General features: G+C 68.2%; 24 protein-coding genes, 1 tRNA gene and 2 rRNA genes. 6 read left to right on the top strand and 21 right to left on the bottom strand.

Features of this window, described 5'->3' with window-relative positions; all coding sequences use genetic code 11:
• Positions 1-384 precede the first annotated feature (384 nt).
• Positions 385-705, top strand: a complete 321-nt coding sequence (locus Microterr_RS04945) for a hypothetical protein (RefSeq protein WP_263795808.1) — start codon at positions 385-387, stop codon at positions 703-705.
• Positions 706-802: 97 nt separating this feature from the next.
• Positions 803-1,162: a nuclear transport factor 2 family protein gene (locus Microterr_RS04940; protein WP_263795809.1), complete on the top strand. Its 360-nt coding sequence runs from the start codon at positions 803-805 to the stop codon at positions 1,160-1,162.
• 164 nt (positions 1,163-1,326) lie between these two features.
• Here Microterr_RS04940 and Microterr_RS04935 read toward each other — a convergent pair.
• Positions 1,327-1,400: transfer RNA gene (locus Microterr_RS04935), tRNA-Pro, on the bottom strand.
• Between the two features lie 240 nt (positions 1,401-1,640).
• Between Microterr_RS04935 and Microterr_RS04930 the strand changes: the two genes are divergently transcribed.
• Complete coding sequence (locus Microterr_RS04930) at positions 1,641-2,222, top strand: GNAT family N-acetyltransferase (RefSeq protein WP_263795810.1); 582 nt, start codon at positions 1,641-1,643, stop codon at positions 2,220-2,222.
• 65 nt (positions 2,223-2,287) lie between these two features.
• On the opposite strand, the gene Microterr_RS04925 is transcribed toward Microterr_RS04930, so the two are convergent.
• On the bottom strand, positions 2,288-4,171 hold the full coding sequence (locus tag Microterr_RS04925) for a glycoside hydrolase family 55 protein (protein WP_263795812.1): 1,884 nt from the start codon (positions 4,169-4,171) through the stop codon (positions 2,288-2,290).
• Between the two features lie 175 nt (positions 4,172-4,346).
• Between Microterr_RS04925 and Microterr_RS04920 the strand changes: the two genes are divergently transcribed.
• Positions 4,347-5,063, top strand: a complete 717-nt coding sequence (locus Microterr_RS04920) for a lysoplasmalogenase (RefSeq protein WP_263795813.1) — start codon at positions 4,347-4,349, stop codon at positions 5,061-5,063.
• Positions 5,060-5,422 carry an RNA-binding S4 domain-containing protein gene (locus Microterr_RS04915; protein ID WP_263795814.1) on the top strand — a complete coding sequence of 121 codons (363 nt, stop codon included), beginning with the start codon at positions 5,060-5,062 and terminating at the stop codon, positions 5,420-5,422. Before Microterr_RS04920 ends, Microterr_RS04915 begins: the two co-directional genes overlap by 4 nt.
• A 12-nt stretch (positions 5,423-5,434) precedes the next feature.
• Here the strand turns inward: Microterr_RS04915 and Microterr_RS04910 are convergent, their stop codons facing one another.
• Complete coding sequence (locus tag Microterr_RS04910) at positions 5,435-6,334, bottom strand: NUDIX hydrolase (RefSeq protein ID WP_263795816.1); 900 nt, start codon at positions 6,332-6,334, stop codon at positions 5,435-5,437.
• A 121-nt stretch (positions 6,335-6,455) separates the two neighbouring features.
• Here Microterr_RS04910 and Microterr_RS04905 point away from each other — a divergent pair, with 121 nt between their 5' ends.
• Positions 6,456-6,869, top strand: coding sequence for a GNAT family N-acetyltransferase (locus Microterr_RS04905; protein WP_263795817.1), 414 nt, complete (start codon positions 6,456-6,458; stop codon positions 6,867-6,869).
• Between the two features lie 21 nt (positions 6,870-6,890).
• On the opposite strand, the gene der is transcribed toward Microterr_RS04905, so the two are convergent.
• From der to Microterr_RS04815, 18 genes are all read right to left on the bottom strand, one after another.
• Positions 6,891-8,417, bottom strand: a complete 1,527-nt coding sequence (gene der, locus Microterr_RS04900; protein ID WP_263795819.1) for a ribosome biogenesis GTPase Der — start codon at positions 8,415-8,417, stop codon at positions 6,891-6,893.
• A complete protein-coding gene (cmk, locus tag Microterr_RS04895; protein ID WP_263795823.1) occupies positions 8,407-9,129 on the bottom strand; it encodes a (d)CMP kinase in 723 nt (240 codons plus the stop codon). Before cmk ends, der begins: the two co-directional genes overlap by 11 nt.
• Complete coding sequence (locus Microterr_RS04890) at positions 9,122-10,249, bottom strand: prephenate dehydrogenase (RefSeq protein WP_263795824.1); 1,128 nt, start codon at positions 10,247-10,249, stop codon at positions 9,122-9,124. Before Microterr_RS04890 ends, cmk begins: the two co-directional genes overlap by 8 nt.
• Positions 10,246-11,022, bottom strand: a complete 777-nt coding sequence (locus Microterr_RS04885) for a pseudouridine synthase (protein WP_263795825.1) — start codon at positions 11,020-11,022, stop codon at positions 10,246-10,248. The genes Microterr_RS04890 and Microterr_RS04885 overlap by 4 nt, the downstream gene beginning before the upstream one ends.
• Positions 11,019-11,609 carry an SMC-Scp complex subunit ScpB gene (scpB, locus tag Microterr_RS04880; protein ID WP_263795826.1) on the bottom strand — a complete coding sequence of 197 codons (591 nt, stop codon included), beginning with the start codon at positions 11,607-11,609 and terminating at the stop codon, positions 11,019-11,021. The genes Microterr_RS04885 and scpB overlap by 4 nt, the downstream gene beginning before the upstream one ends.
• Positions 11,599-12,420 (bottom strand): segregation and condensation protein A, encoded by an 822-nt coding sequence (locus Microterr_RS04875; RefSeq protein WP_263795827.1) that lies wholly within the window; start codon positions 12,418-12,420, stop codon positions 11,599-11,601. Before Microterr_RS04875 ends, scpB begins: the two co-directional genes overlap by 11 nt.
• Positions 12,404-13,237, bottom strand: coding sequence for a ParA family protein (locus Microterr_RS04870; RefSeq protein WP_263798826.1), 834 nt, complete (start codon positions 13,235-13,237; stop codon positions 12,404-12,406). Before Microterr_RS04870 ends, Microterr_RS04875 begins: the two co-directional genes overlap by 17 nt.
• A gap of 178 nt (positions 13,238-13,415) precedes the next feature.
• Entirely contained in the window at positions 13,416-14,330 is a 915-nt protein-coding gene (gene xerD, locus Microterr_RS04865) for a site-specific tyrosine recombinase XerD (RefSeq protein WP_263795828.1), read from the bottom strand.
• A gap of 9 nt (positions 14,331-14,339) precedes the next feature.
• Positions 14,340-14,969, bottom strand: a complete 630-nt coding sequence (locus tag Microterr_RS04860) for an NUDIX domain-containing protein (RefSeq protein WP_263795829.1) — start codon at positions 14,967-14,969, stop codon at positions 14,340-14,342.
• Positions 14,962-16,656 (bottom strand): CTP synthase, encoded by a 1,695-nt coding sequence (gene pyrG / locus Microterr_RS04855; protein ID WP_263798827.1) that lies wholly within the window; start codon positions 16,654-16,656, stop codon positions 14,962-14,964. The genes Microterr_RS04860 and pyrG overlap by 8 nt, the downstream gene beginning before the upstream one ends.
• Before the next feature lie 46 nt (positions 16,657-16,702).
• Positions 16,703-18,397: a DNA repair protein RecN gene (gene recN / locus Microterr_RS04850; protein ID WP_263798828.1), complete on the bottom strand. Its 1,695-nt coding sequence runs from the start codon at positions 18,395-18,397 to the stop codon at positions 16,703-16,705.
• The gene (locus tag Microterr_RS04845; RefSeq protein ID WP_263795831.1) at positions 18,394-19,359 is read right to left on the bottom strand and encodes an NAD kinase; all 966 of its coding nucleotides are present in this window, start codon (positions 19,357-19,359) and stop codon (positions 18,394-18,396) included. Before Microterr_RS04845 ends, recN begins: the two co-directional genes overlap by 4 nt.
• Entirely contained in the window at positions 19,356-20,156 is an 801-nt protein-coding gene (locus Microterr_RS04840) for a TlyA family RNA methyltransferase (protein WP_263795832.1), read from the bottom strand. Before Microterr_RS04840 ends, Microterr_RS04845 begins: the two co-directional genes overlap by 4 nt.
• Entirely contained in the window at positions 20,153-20,317 is a 165-nt protein-coding gene (locus Microterr_RS04835; protein WP_263795833.1) for a hypothetical protein, read from the bottom strand. Before Microterr_RS04835 ends, Microterr_RS04840 begins: the two co-directional genes overlap by 4 nt.
• Before the next feature lie 47 nt (positions 20,318-20,364).
• Entirely contained in the window at positions 20,365-21,399 is a 1,035-nt protein-coding gene (locus Microterr_RS04830) for an HAD-IIA family hydrolase (protein ID WP_263795834.1), read from the bottom strand.
• Positions 21,399-22,925, bottom strand: coding sequence for a primosomal protein (locus Microterr_RS04825; protein WP_263795835.1), 1,527 nt, complete (start codon positions 22,923-22,925; stop codon positions 21,399-21,401). Before Microterr_RS04825 ends, Microterr_RS04830 begins: the two co-directional genes overlap by 1 nt.
• A gap of 77 nt (positions 22,926-23,002) precedes the next feature.
• Positions 23,003-23,119, bottom strand: a 5S ribosomal RNA gene (gene rrf, locus Microterr_RS04820).
• Positions 23,120-23,218: 99 nt separating this feature from the next.
• A 23S ribosomal RNA gene (locus tag Microterr_RS04815) occupies positions 23,219-26,322 on the bottom strand.
• Positions 26,323-26,418 lie beyond the last annotated feature (96 nt).

Genomic DNA, 26,418 nt, shown 5'->3' with positions numbered 1-26,418 from the left:
CCCGGCGAATGCCACCCACCAATTCAACCAGGTGCAATCCTCGGTCAAGTCGCTTGGTCAGCGTCCGCATGACGCTCTCTCCGAATACGTCGACGAGGAGCGCCACACAGCAGACTGCGGATCGCGAGGAGGATATCTGGTGTCCGAGGACACGTCGCCATACCAACGCCTGACCGTGATGGCCGAGTGCGATACGTTCCCCGTGTGGGATCGCAACCCCGCCAATGAGACCTTCGGTCCCGCAGATCCAGCCAGTCTCCAGGTATCAGACGAGCTCGTCGAAGCCCTCAGCGAGTGGGCTGAACGGTACAACGAGAGGGCTCCATCGGACGAGGACGAGCGCACGCGATGAACGGACACGCGAACCCACGAAGCCTCAAGGTGATGGCCGAGTATGACACCGATCCGGTCTGGGATGAGGGCGGCGGGATTGAGCTTGCGTCCCTGCCTCTGTCACAGGAGCTTTCTGATGAACTCAGGACTTGGGGTGAGGAGTACTTCTATAACGATGGGCGCAGCCCCTTCGAGAGCTTCGAGGCCGAGAAGAACTGGGTCGTGCGCGGTAAGAAGCTCGCCGATCGAGTGCAGCAGGAACTTGGCGCCGGCTACGCGGTCAGCTACGGGGAGCAGATGCCGAAGCCCCCCAAGCAGACCAAGAAGCGCGTCGCCAAGAAACGTTGGCGCTACAAAACCCGCAAGCGTTAGTCGCCACCCACGACACCGGCTTACGGTCCGCAGTGGAATATCGCGTCGTCGCCGGAATGTTGGACTTGCTGACGGAACTCGAACGATTGGATGACGGATGCCCAGCGTCTCTGACCTGCTCTCAGCCAACCTGCACGAGGTGTTCGGCAACCGAGACGCCCTCGCCAGGCGCAAGGCAGTCGATTGGGTGTACTCCGAGGACGTCACGTTCACCGACCCCGAGGGCACCGTTCAGGGACGATCAGCCGTCAACGACAAGGCAGCAGCGCTGCTGGCAGACGTTCCCGGCGACTTCGTGTTCGTCGAGGATGGAGAGCGCTACGTCGGCACAGACATCGGTGCGCTCGCCTGGGCATTCGGTCCGACCGGTGCTCCCGTCGCTCGCGGCATTGACGTCATTACCGTCGCCAACGAGACCATCACAAGCGTTCGCACCTTCTTCATCGACACCATTTGACGTGGCGCGCCGCCCCGTCCACCGAACCTCTCCCCCGCGGGTACCCCTACGACTGCCGACGCGCGGGGTCTGCTCGAGACAAACGAGAAGGGCACTGGCTTGAAGCCAGTGCCCTTCTCGTTTTTCCGACCGTTTTGCTGTCAGCATTTCCGACAGCGTTTCTGTCGGGATGACAGGATTTGAACCTGCGACCCCTTGACCCCCAGTCAAGTGCGCTACCAAGCTGCGCCACATCCCGATGCCCTCGCCGCGGCGCGGACAACTCCCCTATCCTACCCGCTCGCCGCGCCGCCCGCGAATCAGCGCGGACGCTTCGCGCCGGTCACGTGGACACAACAGCGGGATCCCTTTGCGACACGCCGCGGCTAGCCGACGGTGCACGGCGTGTCCCGGAAGATCTCTCGCCGTTGTGCTCGCCGGGCCGCCCGCGAACCGCACGCCCCTTGGCGGTGTCGCACACCGCGGGTAGCGTCACGGCATGCCGACGATCACGATCGAGCCCGCCACCGCATCCCGCTTCGATGACGCGGAGCACGCCCTCACCGGCGGGGGCGACGGTCCCAGCTGCCAGTGCCAGTGGTGGATGCTGAGCAGCACCGAGTTCAACCGCACCACCAAGCCGGAGCGCCTCGAGCTGCTGCGCGCGCAGACCGGCGACGACCTGCCGCCCGGACTCATCGCCTATGTCGACGGCCAGGCTGCGGGCTGGGTCAAGGTCGCGCCGCGCACGGCGCAGCCGCGACTGGCCCGCACCCGCGCGTACGCCGGTTCGCCCGAGCCATGGGACGACCCGGACGTCTGGGCCGTCAGCTGCTTCGTCGTGCGCCGGGAGCACCGGGGCGCGGGCCTGAATGCGGCGCTCCTCGACGCGGCGATCGACTTCGCCCGCGCCCATGGCGCGCGCAGCATCGAGGCCTACCCCATCGACACCCGCATGGGCACGAAGGTGTCGTCGAACGAGCTGTTCCACGGTGCCCTGTCGACATTCGTCGGGGCCGGCTTCCGCGAGGTCGCCCGCCCGAAGCCGCACGTCGTGATCGTGTCGCTCACGCTGGCGTGACCTGACCGGTCGGGCGCCGTGGCGATGTCCTGGGCGGCGGATCCGCCGCCCAGGACACGCCGCGATCAGGACGCCGGGTAGTCCACGATGAACTGCGGAGACCCGGTGTTGGTGTTGTCGGCCTGACCGCCGACCCCGTTGACGACGTGCGTGATCGTGCCTGCCGACAGGTTCACCGTCATGATGTGATGCAGCTTCACGCCGGGCGCGTCCGGCACCGAGAATCCGTTCTCGGTGATGATCGACGGGTTGTTCTGGTTGAAGACGTACACCCCGCCGCCGTCCAGCCGGTGCGACTTCACATCGTCGCCGACGACGTAGCCCGGGTAGCCGAGCGTCCCGTCGCGCTGCGTCCAGTCCTTCTGCGTGGGCGGGTCGTACGGCAGTTCGTTCTGGTACAGGATCACCCGCCCCTTGTCGCCCTTCCAGAGCAGGTTGTACCGCTGGAAGTGCTCCACGAACAGGCCCGTGGCGGTGACGTTGTCACCGTTGACGATGACACCGTTGCGTCCCGTGTTGGTGCGCCAGCGATCGGTGTCGCCGTTCACGCCGTTCGTGAACCCCTCGACGCCATGGTCGGCGCGCCAGACCCACGTGTGATCGATGAGGACGTTGTCCGCATTGATCTCCAGCGCCGTCGTCGCCTTGCCCACGTGCGGTCCGCCGACGCGGAAGTACACGTCGCTGAGAGTGATCGGGTCCTTCTTCGACAGCTTGCCGAGGTGGCCCGATCCCTGGCCGTGACCGACCTTGACGAGCACGCGCGACAGCTTCTCGCCCGCATCCACGGTCAGACCGGCGAGGACCACACCAGGCACATCGGCGACCGTGATCGGCGTCGCACCCTTCTTTGCGGTGAGCGTCGCGTGCCCCATGCCGAGCACGACGGTCCCGGGTCGCCACACCTGGAGGGTGCGGTCGATGTCGTAGACACCCGGTGTGAACAGGAGGTTCTTGCCGAGCGCGAGCGCAGCGTTGATCTTCCGCGCCGAGTCGCCCGGCTTGGCGATGTAGAAGTCGGAGATCGGGATGCTGCGCCCCGCCGTCTCCCCGTCTGCCCACGAGACGCCGCTCGTGTTCGTCCGCACCGCGGGCACGCGCACCTTGTATCGCCCGGCGTCGTCCACGTACAGGTACGGCTTCTCCCGGCTGACCGGCGTCTGCGCGACGGTCGTGTACGGCTCTGCGGGGAAGTTCGCCTCACTCGGCGCGCCCACCACCCCGGAGAACACCTGGTTCCACACGCCGTTGCTCCAGCCGGCCACCTCGCTGTTGCGGGTGAGCCACTGCTGCTGCGATCCGCTGATCACGAAGGGCAGCCGAGAATCGGCGATGAACCCGCCGCTGGCGTACTGCGGCCCGGCGGTGCAGTAGTCCATGAGTGACAGGTTTGCGCCCGAGATGTCCAGCCGACGCATCGACACCGCCTGCGACACGGCCCAGAAGTTCGCGCTCGCCCGGCATCCGTCCTGTCCGGCGCCGTTGACTTCCAGCGACAGGTTCGAGATCGTGCGCCAGAAGTTGACGAGCGCGATGCAGTTCGGATTCGCCTCATCGCCGAGGCAGCGGTTGTACACCTCGATGGCTCCGTTGACGTTCACGTCCTCCGGTGACGCGCCCAGCCCCGCGACCTCGGTGTAATACCCGACCTCGAATTGCAGCGGAGCCTCCGCGGTGCCGTAGTCGCCCGGCAGGAAGTAGACCGCGTGACGCTCGGCGCTCATCTCCGCGTCGCGCTGTTCGTCGGCGAGAGCGTCGAGTTCGCTCTGGATCTGATCCAGCGGGGTATCCGGGCCGTAGATCGTGACGTTCGGACCGAAGTCAGGATGCGCCGAGTCGCCGTGCCTCGGGGCTGCCGAGGCAGGAACGGCGGTGAGTGCGGCGGCGATCAGGGCGACGCCGAGGCCGGCCGCAGCCAGCTGTCGAGCATGGAAAGAGCGTGCGGTCATGCGATGTTCCTTCGTCGTTGGAGGGTCGCTTCCAGCGCAGATTGCGCCTACTGACAGTAAAGTAACCTTCCGGGTGTCTCCCCGCAATGGGCCCCACGACGGCGCTGCCGCAGCCCGAGTCGGCGGGGTGCGCCCGTCGGTCGCCGTACGATGGGAGCGACCACGAAGGAGTGCCGTGCCCCTCGCCGCCGACTCGCGCATCGCGCCGCGCGATGCATCCGCACCATCGCGCCGTGCCGCATGGGGCTTCGTCCTCTACGCGGTCGTCTCGATCGCGCACGTGCTGTTCCTCGCCGTCGATTCGCCGCTGGCCGCCCCGACCAAGCTGATGCTCATGCCGGCTCTCGCCCTCGCGGTGGCGCTCGGTCTGCGCGGCGCACCGTGGGGTGCGGGCCCGGCACTCATGATCTCCGCCATCACCCTGTCGTGGATCGGCGACGGCGCCGGCACCTTCCTGCCCTTCCTGCCGACGGTCCCGGCGATGCTGCTCTTCTTCGGACTCGCGCACATCTGCTACATCCGGCTCTTCTGGCGCCACCTCGCCGTGCGCGCACTGCCACCATGGTCCGCGGTCTACGCGCTCTGGTGGGGCGTGCTCCTGGCGGTGCTCTGGCCCCACCTCGGCGGCCTGCTCGTCGCCGTCGCCGTGTACGGCGTGGTGCTGGGCGGCACGGCGGTCGCCGCATCCCGCTGCAATCCGCTCGTGATCTGGGGCAGCGTCTTCTTCCTCTCCTCCGATTCGGTGCTGGCCTTCCGGCTCTTCCTGCCCGACGCGATGCCCGATTGGACCAGCCCGCTGGTCATGGCCACCTACTGCCTCGGGCAGGGGCTCATCGCCGCCGGCGCCCTCGCGGAGATCCGCATCCGCACGGTGAGGGCGGCGTCGGAGTGACCGATGCCGGCTCCGCGCGCGTCGACTCGTGGCTCTGGGCGGTCCGCATCTACAAGACCCGCTCGGCAGCCACGTCGGCATGCCGCGCCGGGCATGTGCGGGTGAACGGCGAGAAGGCCAAGGCGGCGCAGCCGGTGCGACCGGGTGACGAGCTGCGCGTGCGCATCGCCGGTTTCGACCGCATCCTGGTCGTGAAGCAGCCGATCACCAAGCGCGTCGGCGCGGTGCCGGCCGCCGCCGCGGTCGACGACCGCACTCCCCCGCGCGATCCGACCCCGCGGGTCGCGGAGCGCGACCGTGGTGCCGGACGCCCGACGAAGCGCGAGCGTCGCGACATCGAGAAGTTCCTGGGGCGGTAGCGGCGGACGAGCTCAGTCGAGCAGGTCGAGCAGCCAGCGGGCACCCCGCGCGATCGCGCCCGCCTGCGTCACGCGGGCCGCGAGTTCGCGGTCGCTGGTGACGACGGTCACGGTGCGACCAGCCTCGACGAGCCGCACGGTCTGCGCGACGATCTCGTCGTCGCCGGAGCCGGGCGCCCTCACCAGCTCGACGCCGGCCGCACCGCGCGCGTCGGATGCCCGCCCCTCCACGACAGCGACCCACTCCGGGAACCAGGTGTGACCCGGCAGATCCAGGACGCCGGCGGGAGCACCCGCCTCGGCGAGCGCGGCGATCCGCCCGGTCAGACGTCCGGCGGCACCTGCGCGATCGCGCCACCAACCGTCGGGGACGGCGCCGACGACATTGGCGATGTCGACGACGACCGCCGGGCGGACTGCCAGGAGGGGGCGCAGCGTCGTCCACGAGTCCGCGAAACCCGGATGCAGGGGGTATCGGTCGATGGCATCGGCCGCGACCCAGGCGAGCTCCCGGCTCTCCGGGTCGCTGATCTCCGGCTCGAACGCCTCCGCCACGTCGCCGACGAGCGTGGTGTACGACCAGTACCCGAGATCCAGGACGCTCAGCATCCGCGGCCGGATCGCGCCATCGGGGACGCCGGCCTCCTCGGCCGCCTCACGCAGTGCGCCGTCGGAGGCGGACTCGCCCTCATGTCGCGCACCGCCCGGCAGCGCCCAGGTGTCGCCGTGATGACTCCAGGAGACACGGTGCTGCAGCAGGATGCCGCGCTCGGCGTCGATCGCGAGCAGTCCAGCCGCACCGAACCGCCCCCAATAGCGGGTGCCGTCGGGGGCGACGACCCACGCGTCGCCGGGGTTCCGCGACCCGAACGGGCGTCGCGGCTCACCGGGGGCAGGCGGCTCGATCGTCACGCTTCCACACTGTCACACGCCCGACGCGGAACCGCGATCCGACGACACGAAGGGAAAGAGCGGGCCACCGATCCTGTGGTGGCTGCCTTCACCCGCGGCGAGGTGCCCTCAGGATGGACCGATGGACTACGAACTCGACGACGACCCCGCACGGATCCAGGCGGATGTCGTGTGGGGATGGCTCTCGACCGACGCGTACTGGGGTCGCTGGCGCACGCGTGCCGACATCGACGCCCAGCTCGCCTCGGCGTGGCGGGTCGTCGGCGCGTACCGTGCCGACACCGGCGAGCAGGTCGGCTTCGCCCGCGCCGTCTCGGACGGCGTGGGCTTCGCGTACCTCGCCGATGTCTTCGTGCTGCCCGAGCACCGCGGCCACGCGCTCGGCAAGCGCCTCATGTCCCACATGATCGACCAGGGCCCTGGTCGCGATTTCCGCTGGGTGCTGTTCACCGGGGACGCGCACGGGCTGTACGAGCAGTTCGGCTTCGCCGCGCCGGATCAGACCGCGATGGTGCGCCCCAGCCGCCAAGGCTGACGCGGGGCAACGCCCGACCGGTCAGCGCTGGCGCTTCTCCCGCACCCGCATGTTGACCACGATCGGCGTGCCCTCGAAGCTGTACAGCTCGCGGAGGCGGCGCTGGATGAAGCGCCGGTACCCGGGGTCGAGGAAGCCGGTCGTGAACAGCACGAACGTCGGCGGCCTGGTCGAGGCCTGCGTGCCGAACAGGATGCGCGGCTGCTTGCCACCCCGCAGCGGGTGCGGGTGCTCGGCGACGAGCTCGGACAGGAACGCGTTGAACTTGCCGGTGGGGATACGGCGATCCCACGACTCGAGCGCCGTCTCGAGCGCGGGCACGAGCTTGTCGAGGTGACGCCCCGTGCGGGCGGAGATGTTGACGCGGGGCGCCCACGCGACATGCGCGAGGTCCTGCTCGATCTCGCGCTCGAGGTAACGACGGCGGTCGGCGTTCTCGAGGTCCTCGTCGTTCAGACGGTCCCACTTGTTGAAGGCGAGGACGAGCGCACGGCCAGACTCGAGCACGAGGTCGATGATGCGCACGTCCTGCTCGCTCAGCGACTCCGACACGTCGAGCACGACGACGGCGACTTCGGCCTTCTCGAGCGCGGCCGAGGTGCGCAGGGACGCGTAGAAGTCGGCGCCCTGCTGCAGGTGCACGCGACGGCGGATGCCTGCGGTGTCGACGAAGCGCCAGAGCTTGCCGCCGAGGTCGACGATCTCATCGACCGGATCGCGGGTGGTGCCGGCGAGGTCGTTGACGACGACCCGCTCCTCCCCCGCGGCCTTGTTGAGCAGCGAGGACTTGCCCACGTTCGGGCGACCGAGGATCGCCACCCGGCGCGGGCCGCCGATCTCGTGCTTGGCGACAGCGGAGATCTCGGGCAGGACCTTCAGGACCTCGTCGAGGAGGTCGGCGACACCACGGCCGTGGATGGCGGAGACCGGGTGCGGCTCGCCGAGGCCGAGGTTCCAGAGCGCGGCGGCCTCTGGTTCGTGGCGGGCGTCGTCGATCTTGTTCGCGACGAGGAACACGGGCTTGCCGCTCTTGCGCAGCAGGCGCACGACGTGCTCGTCGGTGGAGGTGGCGCCGACCATCGCGTCGACGACGAACAGCACGACGTCGGAGAGGTCGATGGCGATCTCGGCCTGCGCCGCGACCGACGCGTCGATCCCCTTCGCGTCCGGCTCCCAGCCGCCGGTGTCGACGAGCGAGAACCGGCGGTCCATCCACTCGCCCTTGTAGGTGACGCGGTCGCGGGTGACGCCGGGGGTGTCCTCGACGACAGCCTCGCGGCGGCCGAGGATCCGGTTCACCAGCGCGGACTTGCCGACGTTCGGGCGGCCGACGATGGCGATCACGGGGAGCGCGGGCAGGAACTCGATGCCGTCCTCGCCGAGCTCGACGCCGGCGAGGAGCGCCGCATCCTCATCATCCAGCTCGTAGTCGCTGAGCCCGGCCCGCAGGGCGGTGGCGCGCTGCTCGGCGAGCACCTCGTCGAGGTCTGTCAGCTTCTCTTCGAGGCGGTCAGGACCGCCCACGTACTCTTCATCTTCAGCGCCCATGGGTCGCTCCCGTCTGTGCCGACGTGACCGTGGAGATCACGCCGATGACCGCTTCCACGGTCTGATCGAAGTCCAAATCGGTCGAATCCACCACCGTGACGCCGGGCGCCGCGGTCAGGAAGTCGACCACGGTCGAGTCCGCCGCGTCGCGGCGGTGCAGCGCCTCGGCGACATCGGCCGCCGACTGCGTGGTGACCTCGGCGCTGCGACGCGCCGCCCGCACGGCGGGCGATGCCGTCAGCAGGATCCGCACAGGCGCATCCGGGGCGACGACCGTCGTGATGTCACGCCCTTCGATGACGACGCCGGGGCGTCCGGATCCGTCGACCAGCGACCGGAACAGCGCGTTCACCGACTCGCGGACGGCGGGCACGCGGGCCACACCGCTGACGGCCTCGGTGACGTGGGTCTCTCGGATCGCCGCGGTGACGTCCGTCTGCCCGACGCGCACCCAGTACGCGTCGGGGTCGAGCGAGATCGCATAGTCGAAGTCGCCGACGACGTCGAGGACGGATGCCGAGTCGGATGTGTCCACGCCGTGCGCCAGCGCGTGCCAGGCGAGCGCGCGGTACGCGGCTCCGGTGTCGAGGTAGCCGAAGCCGAGGCGCCGTGCGACCTGCTTGGACACACTGGACTTGCCGCTGCCGGCGGGTCCGTCGATGGCCACGACGATCGGCTCGTCGACGCCCGCGGGGGCCGATGGGTCAGTCATTGGTGGTGCTCGCAATCTTCCAGCCGCGCGCCTCGAGCCCGTCCACCGCACGGCGCACGGCGTCGGGCACGACACTGATCTCGGCCAGGCCGAATTGGGCGCCGGGAGAATGCTCCAGGCGCAGGTCTTCCACGTTCACATCGAGCTCGCCGAGCTCGCCGAAGAGGCGCCCGAGCTGGCCCGGGGTGTCGTCGACCATGACGACCACCTGCTCGAAGCGGCGGTTCTGCCCGTGCTTGCCCGGCAGCCGCTCGACACCCTCGTTGCCGCGGCGGATGGTGTCGGCGACGGCGCGGCGCGAACCGGGTGCGTCGGGAAGCCGCAGCGCCTCGGCTACATCGGCCAGGTCGCCGGCGAGCGCGTCGAGCACTTCGACGACCGGCGCGGCGTTCGCGCCGAGGATCTGGACCCACAGTTCTGGGGCGGATGCGGCGATCCGCGTGGTGTCGCGCACGCCCTGGCCGGCCAGTCGCAGCGATTCGTCTGCGGCACCGACGAATCGGGCGGCCAGCACGCTGGCGACGATCTGCGGCACATGCGAGACGAGGGCGACCGATCGGTCGTGGTCTTCCGGAGACATCTCGATGGGCGTCGCGCCCAGGTCGAGCGCGAGTCCCTCGACGACAGCGAGGTCGGCCGACGAGGTCTCGCCGTCGCGGCAGACCACCCAGGGGCGCCCCACGAAGATGTCGGCGCGGGCGGAGATGGCGCCACCCCGCTCGCGGCCGGCCAGCGGATGCGAGCCGATGTAGCGGGACAGATCGACCCCGCGGGCGCGCAGTGCGTGGAGCGGCTCGAGCTTCACGGAGGCGACATCGGTGACGACGGCATCCGGGTAGTCCGCGAGCTCGCGCTCGATCACATCGGCGGTGACGTCCGGCGGCACCGCCACGACGATGAGCGACGGCGCATCGTCGGCAGCGGCGAGACGCCCGGCGCCGTAGTCGACGGCGAGGCGCAGCTGGGCGGGCGACGCGTCGGCGAGCGCGACATCGACGCCCAGCGCCGAGAGGGCGTGGCCGATGCTCGATCCGAGCAGACCGGACCCGACGATGCGGACGGTTCCCGACGTGCGCGCGGCCAGCGGCGCGGCGGCGCGCGCGTCGGTCGTGGTGCTCACTCGGTCTCCTGGTCCCCCGGGTCACGGCGCGCGAGTGTCAGCAATGCGCCCTGTTCCACCTTAGTCAACTCGCGACTGCGGCCGGCTGGGAGCGTCCCCAGGTGCAGGGGCCCGAACTGGCGGCGGACGAGCTCCACGACGGGGTGCCCGACAGCGGCCATCATGCGCCGCACGATGCGGTTCCGCCCCGAGTGCAGGGTGAGCTCGACGAGGCTCGTGCCGGCCGACGCATCCAGCAGCCGCGCCTTGTCGGCCGAGATCGGGCCGTCGTCCAGCTCGATGCCCTTCGTGAGCTTCGCGATCGTCTGCGGGGTCACGCGCCCCTCGACCTTCGCGATGTAGACCTTGGTCACGCCGAACGACGGGTGCGCGAGCACGTGCGCGAGCTCGCCGTCGTTGGTGAGGACGAGCAGGCCGCTGGTCTCCGCATCGAGCCGCCCCACATTGAAGAGCCGCTCGGGGTAGTCGGCCGTGAAACGACGGAGGTCGGTGCGCCCGCGGTCGTCGCTCATCGAGCTGACGACCCCGGTGGGCTTGTTGAGCATGACGTACCGCTTGGACTGGTCGAGCTGGATGGCGGTGCCGTCGACGTCGACCAGATCGGTCTCCGGATGGATGCGGCTGCCGAGCTCGGTGACGACCTCGCCGTTGACGCGCACACGGCCTTCCACGATCAGCTGCTCCGACACGCGCCGCGACGCGACGCCCGCGTTGGCGAGCACCTTCTGCAGTCGTACGCCCTCGTCTGCCGGGTCATGTCCCTCAGCGGTCATCGCACTGCCTCGCTCTCGAATCCTGCCGACCCGTCGTCGAGCAGCGGCGACACCGGCGGCAGCTCGTCGAGCGAGTTGATGCCCAGATGCACCAGCAGCGCATCCGTGGTGCCGTAGTTGATGGCGCCGGTCTCGGCGTCGGTGAAGACCTCGGTGATGAGCCCACGGGCCAGGAGCGTCCGCACGACCGAGTCGACGTTGACCGCACGGATCGACGCGACCTGACCGCGGGTGACCGGCTGCTTGTACGCGATGACGGCGAGCGTCTCGAGCGCCGCCTGCGACAGCCGAGACGGGGCCTGCGAGTTGACGTACTCGCTGATGAGGTCGTCGTGCTCCTCGCGGGCGTACAGGCGCCAGCCGCCTCCGACCTCGCGCAGTTCGAAGCCGCGACGCGGCCCGCCGGACTCGCCGTCGTAGTCGGCGACGAGTCCCTCGATCGCCTGGCGCACCGCCGGGACGGGCGAGCCGATCGCGGCGGCGAGCGAGACGAGGCTCTGCGGCTCCTCGACGATCAGAAGGATCGCCTCGAGCCGCCGAGCGACATCTCCCCCGGTCGAGCCTCCGGTCGCAGCGTCATCGGTCATAGTCGGCCCCCAGACTGGCGAGGTTCTCGTCGGACCACCGTTCGGCGGTCCAGCGCAGGGTGAGTTCGCCGAGCGGCTCCAGCTGCTCGAACGAGAGTGCGGCGTGGCGGTACAGCTCGAGCACCGACAGGAAGCGGGCCACGACGATGCCCGGCTGGGCGACACCGGCGACGAGCTCGCGGAAGTTCAGCGAGCCGGCGTTGCGGAGCAGCGTGACGACGACGGCAGCCTGCTCGCGGATGCTGATCAGCGGCGCGTGCAGGTGGTCGAGGCCGACGTGCGGGATCTCCTTGGGTGCGAACGCGAGCAGCGCGAGCGCGGCGAAGTCGTCGGGTGTGAGGGTCCAGACCAGCTCGGGCACCGCGTTGCGGTACTTCGCGTCGAGCTTGACCGTGCGCGCATGCCGGCCCTCCTCGCGCTGCAGGCAGCGCGCGAACCACACCGACACCTCCTTGAACGCGCGGTACTGCAGCAGGCGCGCGAACAGCAGGTCCCTGGCCTCGAGGAGCGCGACGGACTCGGCGTCGACGAGTTCACCCTGCGGCAGGAGTCCCGCCACCTTCATGTCGAGGAGGGTGGCCGCGACCACGAGGAACTCCGAGGCCTGCTCCAGCTCCTCGTCGACCTCGAGCTCGCGCAGGTAGGCGATGAACTCCCCGGTGACGGTGCTCAGCGACACATCGGTGATGTCGAGCTCGTGCTTGGAGAGCAGCGTCAGCAGCAGGTCGAACGGCCCGTCGAAGACGCCGAGTGAGACGCGGAACCCGTCGCCGGCCTCCGTGCCCGAAGCGGATTCAGGCGACGGCGCCACGGGAGACCAGCTCCCGCGCCAGACGCAGATAGGCCTGTGCGGCCGGATGCTCGGGCGCGAAGTCGGTGATCGGCATCCCCGACACCGAGGCGTCCGGGAACTTGACCGTGCGACCGATGACCGTCTCGAGCACCTGGTCGCCGAAGGCGTCGACCACGCGCTCGAGCACCTCACGGGAGTGCAGCGTGCGCGGGTCGTACATGGTGGCCAGGACGCCGTCGAGCGTGATCGAGGGGTTCAGGCGGTCGCGCACCTTGTCGATCGTCTCGATCAGCAGCGCGACGCCGCGCAGGGCGAAGAACTCGCACTCGAGCGGGATCAGCACGCCGTGGCTCGCGGTCAGTGCGTTCACGGTGAGGAGGCCGAGCGACGGCTGGCAGTCGATGAGGATCACGTCGTAGTCGCCGGCGACCTTGCGCAGCACCCGCGCCAGGATCGCCTCGCGCGCGACCTCGTTGACCAGGTGCACCTCGGCGGCCGACAGGTCGATGTTCGCCGGGAGGACGTCGAGCCCCTCGACGCTCGTCTGGACGATCACATCCTTCGGCTCGCGCTTGGTGTCCAGCAGCAGATCGTAGATCGTGGGCACGTCATGCGTGGGGATGCCCAGACCGGCCGACAGGGCGCCCTGCGGGTCGAAGTCGACGGCGAGGACCTTCCGGCCGTACTCGGCGAGGGAGGCGGCCAGGTTGATGGTCGTCGTCGTCTTGCCGACGCCGCCCTTCTGGTTGCACAGCGAGATGATGCGCGCAGGGCCATGGCCGTCGAGCTTGGGAGGGGTCGGGAACCCGTGATACGGACGACCGGTCGGCCCCATCGGGGTCTCGTCCGTTGAGGCCTTCGTCGCGCCTCGCTTGCTGACCGCCACCGGCACTCCTTGCTTTCCCATGTCGTTCACCGATTCTAGTCACCGACCGGGCCCCGCCCACGGCGCATCGCCGCACCGAGATGCGCCGGGTCGAGTGCCCGCGGAGCGGGCGCATCGAGATCGGCGATCAGCGCGCCCGAGGGTGCGAGGTCGCATACACGTCGCGGAGCGCGTCGACCGACACGTGGGTGTAGATCTGGGTGGTCGCCACCGACGCGTGCCCGAGCAGCTCCTGCACGACGCGCACGTCCGCGCCGCCCTGCAGCAGGTGCGTCGCGAACGAGTGTCGCAGGGTGTGCGGCGACACGTGCGCGGTGAGCTGCGCGCGTTCGGACGCCCGCTGGATCACGAGCCACGCGCTCTGGCGCGACAGCGGCGCCCCGCGTGCGCCGAGGAAGAGTCGCGGCGTCGCCCTGCCCCGCCGAGACAGCTCGGGCCGGGCCCGCGTGAGGTAGGCGTCCAGCGCTGCCCGCGCGAACGAGCCGACCGGCACGATCCGCTCCTTGGAGCCCTTGCCGCGCACCCTGAGCACATCGCCGTGCGACACGTCGTCGACGTCCAGCTGCACCGCCTCGGAGACACGCGCGCCCGTCGCGTACAGCAGCTCCAGGAGCGCGCGATCGCGAAGTCCGGTGAGATCACCCTCCGCCTCGGCCGGGCCGGCAGCATCGAGCAGCTGCTCCACCTGCTCGATCGTCAGGGCCTTCGGCAGCGGACGCGGCGCCTTCGGCGGGCGCAGTCGCCCGGTGGGGTCGTCCGCGCTGATCCCCTCGCGCGCGAGGAAGCGGTGCAGCCCGCGCACGGACGACTGCAGGCGGGCGAGGCTGGATGCTGCCGGCGCCGGCTCGGCCGACGCCCGGGCGGCGGCGAACGCCGCCACGACGGCAGGGGTCACCGCATCCGTGTCGGTGATGCCCTGCTCCCGCAGCCAGTGCGCGTACCCGCCCAGATCGTGCCGGTAGGCGCCGATGGTGTGCTCGGAGAGCCCGCGCTCGATCGTGATGTGCCGCAGGTAGGCGTCGATCGCACGAGCCGGCTGCATGCGGAGAGCCTAGTCGTGCAGCGCTCGGGAGCGGCGGGGCCAGGCGCTGTCGGCGGGAGCGAGCGTTGCCCACCCGCGCGCACGTGACGTGTGCGCGGCGAGCGCGCCCACGACGAGCGAGGGGTTCTGCAGCCGGCGATCGAGGATCGCGTCGACGACCTCATCGAGGGGCGCCCAGCGCACCTCGATGTCGGCCTCCTCCGCCGTGCGGGCGAAGGTCTCGTCCGCCGAGCGGAGCCCGCGCGCGAGGTAGATGCGGATGGCCTCGTCGCTGCCACCGGGGGTGGTGTAGAACTCGCCCAGCACATCCCAGCGATCGGCGACGAGGTCGGCCTCCTCGGCGAGCTCGCGCTGCGCCGAGGCGAGCGGATCCTCACCGGCGACGTCGAGGAGCCCGGCAGGGATCTCCCAGTCGCGCATGCGCACGGGGTGCCGGTACTGCTTGATCAGCAGCATCCGATCCTCGTCGTCCAGCGCGAGGATCGCCACCGCACCGGTGTGGTCCATGTACTCGCGGACGATCGTCTCGCCGTTGTAGTCGACCTCGTCGCGGCGGATGTTCCACACGCGGCCGCGGTAGACGGTCACGCTGCGCGTGACCGTCCCCTCGGACGGGTCGTCGCTCAGCAGGTCAGCCATTTTCGACGTCGAAGAGCTCGCTCGCGCTGTGACGCTCGAGCGCCGCGCCGATGAGTCCGCGGAACAGCGGGTGCGCCTGCGTCGGCCGCGAGCGCAGCTCCGGGTGGGCCTGTGTGGCGATGTAGTACGGGTGCACGTCGCGCGGCAGCTCGACGTACTCGACGAGGTTGCGGTCGGGCGACAGCCCGGAGAAGATCAGGCCTGCGGCGGCCAGCTGCTCGCGATACGCGTTGTTGACCTCGTAGCGGTGGCGGTGACGCTCCTGCGACTGCGACGCGCCGTACACCTCAGCGGCCACCGAGCCCTCGGCCAGGTCGGCCGTGTACAGGCCGAGACGCATCGTGCCGCCCATGTCGCCGTGATCGATGATGTCGACCTGCTCGGCCATCGTCGCGATGACGGGGTGCTGCGTGCCGGGGTCGAACTCGCTCGACGAGGCGCCGTCGATGCCCGCGACGTGGCGGGCGTACTCGATCACCATGCACTGCAGGCCCAGGCAGATGCCGAGCGTGGGGATGCCCTGCTCACGGGCGAAGCGCAGCGCGCCGAGCTTGCCCTCGATGCCGCGGATGCCGAAGCCGCCGGGCACGACGATGCCGTCGAGGTCGGCCAGCGCCTTCTCGGCGCCCTCCGGCGTCTCGCAGGTGTCGGACGGGATCCAGCGGATGCTGACCTGGGTCTCCTGCGCGAAGCCGCCGGCCTTGAGCGCCTCGGTCACCGACAGATAGGCGTCGGGCAGGTCGATGTACTTGCCGACCAGGCCGATGGTGACCTCGTGCTTGGGGTTGTGCACCGCGCCGAGCACCTTCTCCCAGCGCGACCAGTCGACCTCGGCGGCCTTGGTCAGCCCCAGCGAGCGGACGATGTACTCGTCGAGGCCCTGATCGTGGAGCATCGAGGGGATGTCATAGATGCTGGCCGCGTCGGTGGCGTTGACGACCGCGTCCTCGTCGACGTCGCACATGAGCGCGATCTTGCGCTTGTTCGACTCGGTGACGGGACGGTCGCTGCGCAGCACGAGGGCGTCCGGCTGGATGCCGATCGACCGCAGCGCGGCGACCGAGTGCTGGGTCGGCTTGGTCTTCTGCTCGGCGGAGGCGCCCATATAGGGCACGAGCGACACGTGCACGAAGAACACGTTGCCGCGCCCGAGCTCGTGGCGGATCTGGCGAGCCGACTCGATGAACGGCTGCGACTCGATGTCGCCGACGGTGCCGCCCACCTCGGTGATGATGACGTCGGGGCGCGGGTCCTCGGTGGCCTGCAGGCGCATCCGGCGCTTGATCTCATCCGTGATGTGCGGGATGACCTGCACGGTGTCGCCGAGGTACTCGCCGCGGCGCTCGCGGGCGATCACCTGCGAGTAGATCTGACCCGTCGTGACGTTCGCGGCCTGGTTGAGCTCGACGTCGAGGAAGCGCTCATAGTGCCCGATGTCGAGGTCGGTCTCGGCCCCGTCATCGGTCACGAACACCTCGCCGTGCTGGAACGGGTTCATGGTGCCGGGGTCGACGTTGAGGTACGGGTCCAGCTTCTGCATGACGACGCGGAGGCCGCGCGCCGTGAGCAGATTGCCGAGGCTTGCCGCCGTCAGGCCCTTGCCCAAAGAGGAAACGACACCTCCGGTCACGAAGATGTGCCTGGTGGTGTCGTTCGTCGTTTCCGCGGCTGATTCTGAAGTCTGCATCACGGGCTTTGATCCTATCAGTCGGAATCGGCAGGAAGCTGACGACTCACCCGGACGCCGCGGCGCCGGTGGCGAGCAGCTCGCGGGCGTGGGTGAGCGCGGCCTCTGAATCGGGGGTGCCCGAGAGCAGCCGCGCGATCTCGGCCTCGCGGTCCGGGCCGTCGAGGCGGCGCACATCGGATGCGGTGACCGAGCCGTCGCTGGCCTTGACGACGGTCAGGTGTCGCCCCGCGAAGGCGGCGACCTGAGCCAGGTGGGTGACGGCGATGACCTGGGAGTTCTCCGCGAGCCGCGCCAGGCGCCTGCCCACCTCGATGGCCGCAGCACCGCCGATACCGGCGTCGACCTCGTCGAAGACGAACGTCGGAACCGGATCCACTGCGGCGATCACGACCTCGATCGCGAGCATGACCCGGCTGAGCTCTCCCCCGGACGCGCCCTTCGAGACCGACCGCGGCTGCGCACCGGGGTGCGGAGCGAGGAGGAGCGCGACGTCGTCCCGACCGGCGGCGGAGGGCGTTCCCTCGGCGACCGCGACGCTCAGCGTCGCGTCCGGCATCGCGAGCGCGCGCAGTTCGGCGGTGACCGCGGCCCCGAGCCGCTCGGCGGCGGGCGAGCGGGCGGCGGTGAGCGCGGCCGCCGCGTCGTCGAGGGCAGCGGCAGCAGCATCCCGCGATGCGGTCAGCCGCTCGATCCGGTCGCCGTCGTCGTCGAGTTCGACGAGGCGCGCCGACCCGGTCTCGAGCAGCGCGATCGCGGCGTCGATGCTCCCGTGCTCGCGGATGAGGCCGCCCAGGACGGCACGGCGCTCCTCGACGGCGGCGAGTTCGTGCGGCCCGGTCTCATCGAGATCCGCGAGGTATCCGGCCAGTTCACCGGCGAGATCCGCTGCCCGGTAGCCGAGTTCGGCGATCTGCGCGCCGAGGCCCTCCAGGCGGGGATCGCCCGCACGCTCGAGCACGCGGCGCGCGTCGGCGAGCAGCGCCTGCACGTCGGGGGCGCCGTCGTCGCTGGACAGCGCCTGATGAGCGGATGCCGCGGCCTCCCGCAGCTGCTCGGCGTTGGCCAGGCGCTCGGCGCGCTGGGTCAGCTCCGCGTCCTCGCCCTGCTGCGGCGCCACCTGCTCGATCCCGTCGATGGCCGCGCGCAGGTCGGCTGCCTCACGGGCGCGGTCATCGCGGTCGGACGTGAGTGAGCTGAGCTCGACGTCAAGGGCCCTGAACCGCTCGTACTCGTCGCGATACGCGGCCAGCGCGTCCGCCACCGGTGCTCCCCCGAACCTGTCGAGGGCGTCGCGCTGTGCGACGGCAGAACGCAGCCGGAGCTGGTCGGACTGCCCGTGCACGACGACGAGGTGGTCGGCGAGATCGGCGAGCACCCCGGCCGGTGCGGCGCGACCTCCGACGGACGCGCGGCCGCGACCCTCGCTCGAGACCGTCCGGCCGACGATGAGCTCCGCGCGTCCGTCGCCGATGGACTCCACGTCGCCACCCGCTTCGCGGACGCGCTCAGTAACGGGTCCGGTCTCCGGCACGATCCAGACGCCCTCGACGGAGGCCTGCGCGGCGCCCGAGCGCACCACGCCCGAGTCGGCGCGCTGGCCGAGCAGCATCCCGAGGCCGGTGACGACCATCGTCTTGCCCGCGCCGGTCTCACCGGTGATCGCGGTGAATCCGGGTCCGATGGGGAGCGTGGCTTCGGCGATGACGCCGAGATCACGCAGGCTCATCTGCTCGATCACTCGGCCGCCCCGGTGGTCGCGACGGTACCGGTGGTCGGGGCGCCGTTCGACGCCGTCGGGCCCCGCCATCCTTCGACGGGAAGGCGGAACTTGCGCACGATCCGGTCGGTGAACGCGGCAGGGTGCAGCCGCGCGAGCCGCACGGGCCGCTCGGAGCGCCGCATGACGACGCGGGCGCCAGGGGGCAGCTCGTGCGATCGGCGTCCGTCGCACCAGAGGATGCCGACGCCGTTCGTGCGCTCGAGCACCTCGATCGCGACGGCGTGCTCCGGGCCGACGACGAGCGGCTTGGCGAAGAGGGCGTGCGCCGACAGCGGCACCACCGACATCGCCTGCACCGTCGGCCAGATCACCGGCCCGCCTGCGGAGAAGTTGTAGGCGGTCGAGCCGGTCGGGGTCGAGACGACGACGCCGTCGCACCCGAACGACGACAGCGGGCGTCCGTCCACCTCGATGACGACCTCGAGCATCCGCTCGCGGCTGGCCTTCTCGACGGTCGCCTCGTTGAGCGCCCAGGTCTCGAAGATGACCGCATCCTCGGAGTCCTTCACCCGCACCTGCAGGGCGAGGCGCTCCTCGACCTCGTAGTCGCGGGCGATGACGCGGTGCACCGCGTCATCCATGTCGTCGCGCTCGATCTCCGCCAGGAAGCCGACGTGACCCATGTTGATGCCGAGGACGGGAGCCGTGCCTTCGCGTACGAGCTCCGCCGCGCGCAGTATCGTCCCGTCACCGCCGAGCACGATGGCCAACTCGATGTCCTCGACGGCGACGTCGTCGCCGAGCGTCGCCACGTCGCGGAAGCCGTCGACGGCGGCCGCCAGGATCGCCCTGTCCTCGAGCGGCAGGACGGGCCGGGCGCCTGCTTCGCGCAGCGCAGTGATCACGCGCGCGGCAGCGTGCACGGTGTCGTCGCGCTGGGCGTGCACGACGACCAGGATGCTGCGCTCGTCGTCGCTCATCGGCTCCCCGCCAGTCGGTTCACGGTCTCCAACCATTCTGTCGGATTCTCACCGCGGCCCGGCGCGAGGTGCACGACGAACTCGGCGTTGCCGTGGGTGCCCGCGATCGGCGAGGCGATCACGCCGAGCGTGCCGAGTCCGTTGTCCCACCCCGCCCACAGGACCGTGGCGAGCGCATCGGCACGGAGGCCGGCATCGGTGACGAGCCCGCCCTTCACGGCCGTGCGGCCCACCTCGAACTGCGGCTTCACGAGCAGGACGAGATCGGCGGTGTCCGCGGCGACGGCCCGGGCTGCGGGCAGCACATGCGTGAGGGATATGAACGACAGGTCGCCGGTGATCACGTCGGGCCGCGCGGTCACGCCGCTGGCTGACGCGAGGCTCTCGGGCGTCATGTAGCGGACGTTGAACCCCTCGATGGGGATCACGCCGCCGTCGATCGCGATCGGGGCGGCGAGCTGCCCGTGCCCCACGTCGACCGCGATCACGGGGTCGGCACCGCGCTCGCGCAGCACCTGGGTGAACCCGCCCGTCGATGCGCCCATGTCGAGAGCGAGGCGCCCGCGGACATCCACACCGAACGCGTCGAGCCCGGCGATCAGCTTGTGCGCGGCGCGGCTGACGTAGTGATCGGCGACGGCGACCTCGAGCAGCACGTCGTCGCCGACCTGTGCGGAGGGCTTGACGACCGGGCGGCCGTCGACTGTCACGAGCCCCTCGGTGATCAGGCTCTGGGCGTGCGTGCGCGAGCGGGCCAGCCCCCTGGCGGCCAGCGCCGCGTCGAGGCGTGCGGTCACGGACGCGCGGTGGTCGTCGGCGCGGACTCGAGCCGCCGGGCGAGCGCGTCGTGGAGGCTCTCATAGCCCTGTGCCCGGGACGCGAGCGGCTGCGCCTCGATCACCTCGAGCGTCGAGACCAGGTCGTTCTGCTCGTCGGCGGGGTCGAGGGTGCGCTCCATCTGCCCAGGATACGACGGGCGTCGCGCGGACGCGGCGCGACGTGCGGCTACGGGCGATGGAACGGGTCGGCGTAGAGCTGCTCGGGCACCCGGAACCCGAAGATCGCACGGCCGGTGTCCCAGATCGCCCTCGTGCCCGCACGCAGCAGGTCGATCGGCCGGTCGCCGGCGGAGAGGATCCGCACGTCGGCACCCTCGATACGCACGCGCGCCTCGCCGACCGCAACCACGCCGTCGCGGACCTTCGCGACCGGATAGGGCTCGTGCAGTTCGCGCAGATCGGACAGCAGGAACGTCGGCTGAGAATCCGCGGGCGCGGCGAGCAGGTGCTTGGGCCGGTCGACCCCGGTGATCACCAGTGCCGAGGGGATACCTGCGCGGTTGGCGCCGAGGATGTCGGTGTCGAGCCGGTCACCGAGGAAGAGCGGATGCTGTGCCCCGAACCGGGCGACGGCCTCATCGAAGATCGGCACCTCCGGCTTGCCGGCGACGGTCGCCAGTCGCCCGATGGCCGTGTGCACAGCGGAGACGAGCGTGCCGTTGCCCGGCGCCATGCCCCGCGCCTGCGGGATGGTCCAGTCGGTGTTCGTGGCGATCCAGGGGATGCCGCCCTCCTCCTCCGGGACCTTCAGCGCGAACGCGGCCTCTGCCAGATGCGTCCAGCCGACCTCGGGCGCGAAGCCCTGCACCACGGCTGCCGGGTTGTCGTCGGCGCTGCGCGTGACAGCGAAGCCGGCCTTCTCCACCTCGGTGACGAGGCCGTCTCCCCCGACGACCAGCACGGTCGAGCCGGGCGCGATGCGTGCGGTCAGCAGGCGCATCGCCGCCTGTGGACTGGTCACGACCTCGTCTGCGCGGGTCGGCAGACCGAGGTCGCTGAGGTGCGCGGCGACGGAGATGTCGGTGCGCGAGGCATTGTTCGTAATGTAGCCGAGCCGGCGCCCCTCACGGGCGAGATTCAAGCTCTCGACGGCGTGCGGCAGCGCGCCGGCTCCCGCGTAGACGACACCGTCCAGGTCGGCCAGGACCACGTCGACGCCGTCCAACGGCGTCGCCCCGGCAGGCCGCGAGAACCACGCCATCAGCGCTCGTCCTCGACGGGCGCCTCCGCGTCGTCATCGCCGGACGCGTCGTCAGCAGCTGTGTCATCACCGGGTACGACATCAGCGGGTGCGACGTCCTCGTCCGACGGGTCAGCCTCGACCGCGGCATCAGCCTCTTCGGAGGCGTCGTGCGCGGAATCGTCGACGTCGGAATCGTCGAACTCGTCCTCGATCGACTCCACGAAGACGACCTCGGTGTCAGCCAGGCCCGCCGCGGCGTCAAGGGCATCGGCGGCGACCAGCGCACGCCGGTTCCACTCGGCCGCCTCATCCGCTCGACCGAGTTCTTCCAGCACCGCAGCGCGTGCGGCGAACAGTGCCGGACTCCACTCGAAGGCGTTGTTCGGGTCGAGTTCCGGGATGTCGAGCTCGAGCAGAGCCCTCTCGGTCTCGCCGAGGTCGAGACGGGCCCCGGACATCGCGATCGCCAGCTCCACCCGCACACTCGTGGGCAGGGATGCGCGATCGACGGCGCGGCCCACCTCGAGAGCGCGATCCGCGCGACCGACACCGCGCTCGCTGTCGACCATGAGCGCGATCTGGTCATCGCGGCCGGAGATCCGGCGGTACGTGCGCAGCTCGCGCAGCGCCAGCGCGTAGTCGCCGATGCCGTATGCCGTGATCGCCGCGGTCTCGCGGACGATGGCGATCCGGCCGGCGCGACGCGTTGCGGCGATCGCATGCGCGTGCGCGCGCTCGGGGTCTTCGTCGATGAGCTGCGCCGCCATCGCGAGGTGACGCGCGACCCAGTCGGCGTTCTCCTTGCTGAGCGTCTTCAGCTCGTTCCGCGCACTCGAGTGCAGGTCCTGAGGAGTGATCTCCTCCGGAACCTCGGGCTCGTCGTGACGAGGCCGCACCGAACGAGTGTCGATCTCACGAGGATCACGGGCCGGCCGATCGGCACCTCCGCGAGTCGGGTAGGAGCGACGCTCTCCGTCACGCGGCGCGTACGATCGGTCGCCGTCACGCTTCTGGTACGGCTTACGGTCTCCGTCGCGGGGAGCGTACGGCTTACGGTCGCCGTCGCGCTTCGCGTACGGCTTGTCACCGTCACGCTTCACATACGGCTTCCGCTCCCCATCGCGAGGAGCGTACGGACGGTCGCCGTCACGCTTCACGTACGGCTTCCGTTCGCCATCGCGAGGAGCGTACGGACGGTCGCCGTCACGCTTCACGTACGGCTTGCGCTCGCCATCGCGAGGAGCGTACGGCTTACGGTCGCCGTCGCGCTTCGCGTACGGCTTGTCGCCGTCACGCTTCACATACGGCTTACGCTCCCCGTCGCGAGGAGCGTACGGCTTACGGTCGCCGTCGCGTTTCACGTACGGTTTCCGCTCCCCGTCGCGAGGAGCGTACGGCTTACGGTCGCCGTCGCGCTTCGCGTACGGCTTGTCGCCGTCGCGCTTCACGTACGGCTTCTTCTGGCCGTCGCGCGCAGCCGGCGGCTTGCGATCGCCGTCACGTCGGGGACCCGAAGCCCGCTGGGGTCGTTCATCATCCGACATGGTCTCGATCCTCCCGCAAATTCTGCGCGTTAACGCGAAATGGCCACCCAGCTCTGGGTGGCCATTTCTCGAAAGAAGTCCGGCGGTGTCCTACTCTCCCACAGGGTCCCCCCTGCAGTACCATCGGCGCTGTGAGGCTTAGCTTCCGGGTTCGGAATGTAACCGGGCGTTTCCCTCACGCTATGGCCGCCGAAACACTATTGATGTTTCAGTCTGCACAACGAATGATCGTTATGCGGTTCTCGACCGTACATCGAGAACCACTCAGTGGACGCAAGCACCAAAAACGGTGTGTTATCAAGTCATCGGCTTATTAGTACGAGTCAGCTGCACGTGTTACCACGCTTCCACATCTCGCCTATCAACCCAGTAGTCTGGCTGGGAGCCTCTCGCCCGAAGGCATGGAAGTCTCATCTTGAGGCCGGCTTCCCGCTTAGATGCTTTCAGCGGTTATCCATCCCGAACGTAGCTAATCAGCGGTGCTCCTGGCGGAACAACTGACACACCAGAGGTTCGTCCAACCCGGTCCTCTCGTACTAGGGTCAGATCCTCTCAAACTTCCTACGCGCGCAGCGGATAGGGACCGAACTGTCTCACGACGTTCTAAACCCAGCTCGCGTACCGCTTTAATGGGCGAACAGCCCAACCCTTGGGACCTACTCCAGCCCCAGGATGCGACGAGCCGACATCGAGGTGCCAAACCATGCCGTCGATATGGACTCTTGGGCAAGATCAGCCTGTTATCCCCGAGGTACCTTTTATCCGTTGAGCGACAGCGCTTCCACAAGCCACTGCCGGATCACTAGTCCCGACTTTCGTCCCTGCTCGACCTGTCAGTCTCACAGTCAAGCTCCCTTGTGCACTTACACTCGCCACCTGATTGCCAACCAGGTTGAGGGAACCTTTGGGCGCCTCCGTTACTTTTTGGGAGGCAACCGCCCCAGTTAAACTACCCATCAGGCACTGTCCCTGAACCGGATTACGGTTCTAAGTTAGATATCCAGAGTGACCAGAGTGGTATTTCAACAATGACTCCACATGAACTGGCGTCCATGCTTCAAAGTCTCCCACCTATCCTACACAAGCCACACCGAACACCAATACCAAACTATAGTAAAGGTCACGGGGTCTTTCCGTCCTGCTGCGCGTAACGAGCATCTTTACTCGTAATGCAATTTCGCCGAGTTCGCGGTTGAGACAGTTGGGAAGTCGTTACGCCATTCGTGCAGGTCGGAACTTACCCGACAAGGAATTTCGCTACCTTAGGATGGTTATAGTTACCACCGCCGTTTACTGGGGCTTAAATTCTCAGCTTCGCCTTGCGGCTAACCGGTCCTCTTAACCTTCCAGCACCGGGCAGGCGTCAGTCCGTATACATCGTCTTGCGACTTGGCACGGACCTGTGTTTTTAGTAAACAGTCGCTACCCACTAGTCTCTGCGGCCTCCAAACGCTTTCGGAGCAAGTCCTAATACGTCGAAGGCCCCCCTTCTCCCGAAGTTACGGGGGCATTTTGCCGAGTTCCTTAACCACGATTCTCTCGATCTCCTTGGTATTCTCTACCTGACCACCTGAGTCGGTTTGGGGTACGGGCGGCTTGAACCTCGCGTCGATGCTTTTCTTGGCAGCATAGGATCACCCACTTTTTATCCGCATCGTGTCTCAGCCTATGTGAGAGACGGATTTGCCTATCTCTCGGCCTACGCACTTGCCCCGGGACAACCATCGCCCGGGTTGGGCTACCTTCCTGCGTCACACCTGTTAATACGCTAACCGCACCAGAATGGGGTCGTGCGCTAGGCCCAACGCTTCACCCCGAAGGGATCCGTCAGTGGGATTCAGACACTTAGCACTACTGGATTAGCTTGGGCGGTTCTTCGCCGGTACGGGAATATCAACCCGTTGTCCATCGACTACGCCTGTCGGCCTCGCCTTAGGTCCCGACTTACCCAGGGAAGATTAGCTTGACCCTGGAACCCTTGGTCTTTCGGAGGACGTGTTTCTCACACGTCATTCGCTACTCATGCCTGCATTCTCACTCGTGTAGCCTCCACGGCTGGTTCACACCGCCGCTTCGCTGGCCACACGACGCTCTCCTACCCATCAACACGGCTGGACCACGAAGGCCTACCAATAATGTCAATGCCACAACTTCGGTGGCGTGCTTGAGCCCCGTTACATTGTCGGCGCGGAATCACTTGACCAGTGAGCTATTACGCACTCTTTCAAGGGTGGCTGCTTCTAAGCCAACCTCCTGGTTGTCTAAGCAACTCCACATCCTTTCCCACTTAGCACGCGCTTAGGGACCTTAGTTGGTGGTCTGGGTTGTTTCCCTCTCGACTATGAAGCTTATCCCCCACAGTCTCACTGCTGCGCTCTCACTTACCGGCATTCGGAGTTTGGCTGACGTCAGTAACCTTGTAGGGCCCATCGGCCATCCAGTAGCTCTACCTCCGGCAAGAAACACGCAACGCTGCACCTAAATGCATTTCGGAGAGAACCAGCTATCACGAAGTTTGATTGGCCTTTCACCCCTATCCACAGCTCATCCCCTCAGTTTTCAACCTAAGTGGGTTCGGTCCTCCACGACGTCTTACCGTCGCTTCAACCTGGCCATGGATAGATCACTTCGCTTCGGGTCTAGGACACGCGACTGAATCGCCCTATTCAGACTCGCTTTCGCTACGGCTACCCCACTCGGGTTAACCTCGCCACGTATCGCTAACTCGCAGGCTCATTCTTCAAAAGGCACGCTGTCACCCCTACTAAGGAGGCTCCAACGGTTTGTAAGCAAACGGTTTCAGGTACTATTTCACTCCCCTCCCGGGGTACTTTTCACCTTTCCCTCACGGTACTTGTCCGCTATCGGTCATCTGGGAGTATTTAGGCTTATCAGGTGGTCCTGACGGATTCACACGGGATTTCTCGGGCCCCGTGCTACTTGGGATACTCTTCGCGCTGTGGGAGACATTTCGACTACGGGGTTGGCACCCTCTATGACCGGCCTTTCAATGCCGTTCGTCTATATCGCCACATCACGCTCGCTGCTCGGCAGAGCAGCATGAAAAGTCCCACAACCCCGAATACGCAACTCCTGCCGGATATCACACGTACTCGGTTTAGCCTGTTCCGGTTTCGCTCGCCACTACTAACGGAATCGCGGTTGCTTTCTCTTCCTGTGGGTACTGAGATGTTTCACTTCCCCACGTTCCCTCTACCCGCCCTATATATTCAGGCGGGAGTCACTGGGTCGGCACGCCGCCCAGCGGGGTTTCCCCATTCGGAGACCCTCGGATCAAAGTGTGCTTATCCACTCCCCGAGGCTTATCGCAGATTGCTACGTCCTTCTTCGGCTCCAGATGCCAAGGCATCCACCGTTTGCTCTTAAAGACTTGAAATCACATGAGTTTTATCAGAATCGACGTGGACCCGAAGGTCCACATGAAATTGACTAATGATCTTTAAGATCATCTATATGAACCGACCGAAGTCGG

Source organism: Microbacterium terricola (genome assembly GCF_027943945.1).
GTDB classification, from domain to species: domain Bacteria; phylum Actinomycetota; class Actinomycetes; order Actinomycetales; family Microbacteriaceae; genus Microbacterium; species Microbacterium terricola.
Note: the sequence above shows the minus strand (reverse complement) of the source record. Positions and strands in the feature narration are given on the sequence as shown.